Origin of the sequence: Streptosporangium sp. NPDC006013 (genome assembly GCF_040614275.1) — a bacterium.
Classification (GTDB): domain Bacteria; phylum Actinomycetota; class Actinomycetes; order Streptosporangiales; family Streptosporangiaceae; genus Streptosporangium.
Genome location: NZ_JBEXUE010000610.1, coordinates 1 through 5,130, shown reverse-complemented (window position 1 = coordinate 5,130; position 5,130 = coordinate 1). Strand labels below are relative to the sequence as shown.

Here is a 5,130-nt window from a genome sequence, read left to right as displayed (position 1 = left end):
GGTGGGCCGGGCGCTGCGGCGACATGCCCAGCCCGCGCAGCAGCCGACCGGCCACCGACAGGCCGACCCCGAACCAGGCCCAGGCGGGGCCGACGCTCGCTGCGCAGCAAGGTCTCGATCTCCGCTACCCGGCCGTCCAGGTCGGCTCCCTCGCCCTCGGCGCCGCGCGGGCCGGCAAAGCTCTTCGGAGCCCAAGGACCCGGTACGAGCGGGGCGATCGGCGCAATCCCGAAAAACACCTTCCTTCTTCTCCGGTTTCGTCGAGAAGCTACAGGCGGGGATCGACCGGCTCGGACTCCAGCGCCAGGACGGCGAAGACCGCCTCGTGCACCCTCCACAGCGGCTCCCCCTCGGCCAGCCGGGAGAGCGCCTCGACACCCAGCGCGTGCTCGCGCAGGGCGAGCGAGCGCTTGCGGCCCAGAAACCGGCGGCGCAGGACGTCCAGGCTCTCGGTGTAGTCGGGGCCGTAGATGATCCGCAGGTACTCCCGCCCGCGCACCTTGACCCCCGGCTGCACCCTGCTCTGCCCGCCCGGCGAGTCCAGCGGCTTGACGACCATGCCCTCGCCGCCCTCGGCGGTCAGCGCCGACCACCAGGCCGTGGCCGCCTCCGTCGACTCCGGCGAAGTCAGATCCGCGAACACGTGCCGGGTGGGCGCGATCAGCGGGTCGTCGAGCCGGGACAGCAGGTCCAGGTGCCAGGAGTGCGGCTCCTGGACCGCGGTCGCCCGGCCCTCGCAGGCGAGGATCTGGAACGGTGCCAGGCGGAGGCCCTCCAGCCCGGAGACAGGCCAGCAGTAACGCGCATATGCCTGCCTGAAACGGGCAGCGTTGGTGGAGCGGCGGCGGGTACGGTCCAACAGATCGCCCACATCCAACCCGCGCCCGGCCGCCGCCTCCAACACGGTGATCGCCTCGGGCAGCACCGCACGGGCCGCGGCCCCCACTGACGCGTACTGGCCGCGGATCAGCCCCTCGGCCTTGGCCGACCAGGGCAGCAGCTCGCAGTCGAGGGCGAGCCAGCCGGATCCCAGTTCCTCCATCAGCGGCGCGCACACCCGCCTGAGCCTGTCGACCAGCGCGGTGGTGTCGGCGAAGAACGGCCTTCCGGTACGGGTGTACACCGCCCCGGCGCTGCCGTCGGTGATCCCGAACCGCGCCGCCGCCACCTCCGGGTCGGCGGCCAGCACGGCCACCGCCCGCGAGCCCATGTGCTTCTCCTCGCAGACCACCCGGGTCACCCCGGCCGCCGCGAACTCGGCGAACGCCTCCGCCGGGTGCTCCAGGTAGCCGTCGAGGCGGGAGGTCTCTGGGGGCGCCATCGTCGGTGGGAGGTAGACCAGCCAGCGCGGGTCGACCGCGAACCGGCTCATGATCTCCAGAGCGGCGGCCGAGTTCTCCTCGCGGACCTTGACGCGGCCGCCGCCGTGGCGCACCTCGATGTGCCTGGTGCCCCGCACGTCCTCGACGGAGAGCAGACCGAGGTCGCGGTGGCCGGGAGCGGCCGGCGGCCTGACCGACTCGTACCAGACACGCTCGGCGGGCACCGAGACGATCTCCCGCTCGGGGTAGCGCAGCGCGGTGAGCCGCCCGCCGAAGACCACCCCGGTGTCCAGACAGATCGTGTTGTTGACCCACTCGGTTTCGGGGACCGGGGTGTGGCCGTAGACGACCATGGCCCGGCCCCGGTACTCGCGCGCCCAGGGGTAGCGCACCGGCAGGCCGTACTCGTCGGTCTCGCCGGTGGTGTCGCCGTACAGCGCGAAGGAGCGGACCCTGCCGGAGGCACGGCCGTGGTAGGCCTCCTTGAGCCCGGCGTGGGCGACGACGAGCCTGCCCCCGTCGAGCTGGTAGTGGCTGATCAGTCCGTCCATGAAGGCCAGCGCCTCCCGCCTGAACTCCTCCGGCTCGGCGGCCAGTTGGTCCAGCGACTCCTGGAGGCCGTGGGCCACCCTTACCCTGCGGCCGTTGAGCGCGCGGGCCAGCTTCTGCTCGTGGTTGCCCGACACGCACAGCGCGGTCCCCGCCGCGACCATGCCCATGACCAGCCGGAGCACGCCCGGCGAGTCGGGCCCCCTGTCCACCAGGTCGCCGACGAACACCGCCGTCCTGCCCTCGGGGTGGACCGCCCCCGCGCCACTGGGGTCGACCTCCCAGCCGAGGTCGCGCAGCAGCGCCTCCAGCTCGGCGCGGCAGCCGTGCACGTCGCCGACGATGTCGAACGGGCCGGTCAGCTCGCGCCTGTCGGTCCACGCCTTCTCGGTGACGACCGTGGCGGCCTCGATCTCCTCGGCCCCGCGCAGCACGTGGACCCGGCGGAAACCGTCACGGGAGATCTTGCCCATGGAGCGACGCAGATCCTTGTGCTGCCTGGTGACCACGCGCGCCCCGAAATCCCGGTCGGGCCTGGTCTCGTTGCGCGCGACCGCCAGCTCCCCGGGCACGTCCAGGATGATCGCGTCGACCAGCACGTTGTGCGACTTCGCGAGCTCGACCAGCTTCTTGCGCGCCTCCCACTGGACGTTCGTGGCGTCCACGACCGTCAGCAGCCCGCGCCGCAGGCGGGTGCCGACGATGTAGTGGAGCACGTCGAAGGCGTCAGGGGTGGCGGCCTGGTCGTTCTCGTCGTCGGAGACCAGCCCTCGGCAGAAGTCGGAGGAGATCACCTGAGTCGGCGCGAAGTGCCTGGCGGCGAAGGTCGACTTGCCGCTGCCGGACACCCCCACGAGCACGACCAGCGACATCTCCGGTACGGCGATCTCAGTCATCTCCACCTCCCGCGCTTCCTGCGCTTCCCGCACTCGCGGGCCCTTCCGTGCCCGCGGAACCCCCCGCACTCCCGAGACCGCCCGCCGCGCCCGCGAGGCCGAACAGGGCCATCTGGGTGGGCGGGCCCACCTCGTGGTCGTCGTCGCCGACCGGCAGGAACTCGACGCGGTAGCCGTACTCGCCGCACACCTTTGCCGCCCACGCGTGGAACTCGGCGCGGGTCCACTCGAAGCGGTGGTCGGGGTGGCGCATGCCGCTCAGGAACTCGTAGCGGACGTTGTGCTCGGCGTTGGGGGTCGTCACGATCACGTGCCCCGGCTGGGCGGCTCCGAAGACCACCCGCTCCAGCGCGTCCAGGCGCGGCGGGTCGACGTGCTCGACGACCTCCATCAGCACCGCGGCGTCGTATCCGGCGAACCGGGCGTCGGTGTAGGTCAGCGCTCCCTGGAACAGCTCCAGCCGCTCCCGCCGGCGCTCGGGCATCCGGTCGAGTTTCAGGCGCCTGGCCGCGAGCGCCAACGCCTGGGAGGAGACGTCCACCCCGGCCACCCTGGTGAAGCGGGGCCGCTCAAGCAGCGCCCCGACCAGGCGGCCGGAACCGCACCCGAGGTCGATGACGGTGCTCGCGCCCAGCCCCTCCAGCGTGGCGAGCACGGCCTCCAGGCGCAGGGTGTTCAACGGCCGCCTGGCGGCACCCGCGGGCCTGGCCTGCCCCTCCCCCTCGGGAGGAGCATCACCGGCGGGGAGGACCTCGCCCGGCGCGCTGTTCCCACCGGGGGCGATGGCGGGCGCCGCCGCGGGGTCCTCCTCGACAGGGGGTTCGAGGTCCTCCTCCACGTCGTCGCCGATCTCGGCGAGGCGGGCGAAGGCGGTACGGGTGAGGGCTCGGCGACGGCCGAGGTAGCGGCGGGCGATCAGGTCCCGGGCGGGGTGGGCGGCCAGCCACGACTCCCCCGCCCTGATCAGCTTGTCCACCTCGTCGGGGGCCACCCAGTAGTGCTTGGCGTCGTCGAGGACCGGGAGCAGCACGTAGAGCTGGTTGAGCGCGTCGGCCAGGCGGACCTCCCCGCGCAGCACCAGCCGCACGTAGCGGGAGTCGCCCCACTCGGGGAACTCCTCGTCCAGCGGCAGGGCGGTCGCCTCGACCCGCCAGCCCAGCGGCTCGAACAGCCGGTGCGCGAGTTCGGGACCCCCCTTGCACGGCAGCACAGGCAGGGTGATCTCCAGCGGGATCGGCCCCGCGGCCAGTTCGGGACGGCTGTCACAGCGCCCGGTACGCGCCGTGCGGAACACGTCGGCCAGCGCCACGGCCAGCAGCGACGACGCGGCGTAGGGCCGGTCGTTGACGTACTGGCCCAACGTGTAGTCGGGCGTGGACCGGTCGCGCGAGCGCACCAGGCGGATCGGGTCGACATCGAGCATCAGCGCGGCCGTACAGCGCTCCTCGCCCGCCTCGGGGTAGAGGACGCGTGCCACACCGCACGACTGGCCGAACTCCTGGATCCGGTCGGGATGCTTGTGCAGCAGGAACCCGAGGTCCGTGGCGGGCCGTACGGTGGTTGAGATCGTCAGCAGCACCCGGCTCAGTGTGCCGCACGCCCACCGGGACGGCTATGGGTTATTGCTCCCGAACACACCCGACACGGCCATCGCCCAAAAGCACATGAAACGGCCATCTATTGACGGCTCCGGATCACTACGACACGGTCATCGATTGGGCGAGCCGGCGCCGTTTCACCGGCGCGGAGTTCACCAGCGCAGGATCGCCCTGACCCCGTCGACGTCGGCCAGGACCTCCGAGGCCTTCCTGTCCAGAACGATCACTTCGGCGTCGATGTCCAGGGCGCGCTCGATCATGCGCTCTCCCGTCCTGTGCTCCTCGACGAGCGTCGATTCTCCCGGTGGGGTCTCGTCGGGCGGATAGAACAGCCCTTCGGCGGCACGCTTGCCGCTCCACTCGCTGGATTCGTCCAGCAGCAGCAGCTGCGCCACCCGGCTCCCGTTCAGCACGTTGAGCATGTCCCGCAGGTCGAGCGCGCCGCGCTCCCGCAGGTCGTCCAGCTCGTTGTCGAACAGGATCCTCCAGGTGAACCGAAACTTCGTGTCCTCATGCGGGTCGACGGTCACGTAGAAGACAGCACCCCCAGCTCGTCGTTGATGGAGACTCCCGCAGAGCAGCACGATCGAATCTCACGACGTTCCCCGCTAATGGTCCCGGCTCCTAAACCTATGGCCCCACTCGGAAGGGGCCATCGTCACAATCGGGAAAACGCCTTCCTCCTTCACCTGTCTTTACCTGCCGAGTGCGTTCCGGGGACGAGAACCACCAGGACGGCAAACCCGTCGTCGACGGCACGGTGGT

The 5,130-nt window shown here is 71.5% G+C and carries 4 protein-coding genes; all 4 read right to left on the bottom strand.

The genetic code is table 11. From position 1 onward, the window contains the following. The coding region (locus ABZ260_RS46050; RefSeq protein WP_355630889.1) for a hypothetical protein at positions 1-239 on the bottom strand (239 nt) is incomplete at its 3' end. A 29-nt stretch (positions 240-268) separates the two neighbouring features. Next, positions 269-2,767, bottom strand: a complete 2,499-nt coding sequence (locus tag ABZ260_RS46045) for a polynucleotide kinase-phosphatase (protein ID WP_355630886.1) — start codon at positions 2,765-2,767, stop codon at positions 269-271. Then, a complete protein-coding gene (locus tag ABZ260_RS46040) occupies positions 2,760-4,346 on the bottom strand; it encodes a 3' terminal RNA ribose 2'-O-methyltransferase Hen1 (RefSeq protein WP_355630883.1) in 1,587 nt (528 codons plus the stop codon). The genes ABZ260_RS46045 and ABZ260_RS46040 overlap by 8 nt, the downstream gene beginning before the upstream one ends. Positions 4,347-4,517: 171 nt before the next feature. Further along, positions 4,518-4,895 (bottom strand): hypothetical protein, encoded by a 378-nt coding sequence (locus ABZ260_RS46035; RefSeq protein ID WP_355630880.1) that lies wholly within the window; start codon positions 4,893-4,895, stop codon positions 4,518-4,520. Between the last annotated feature and the right edge of the window lie 235 nt (positions 4,896-5,130).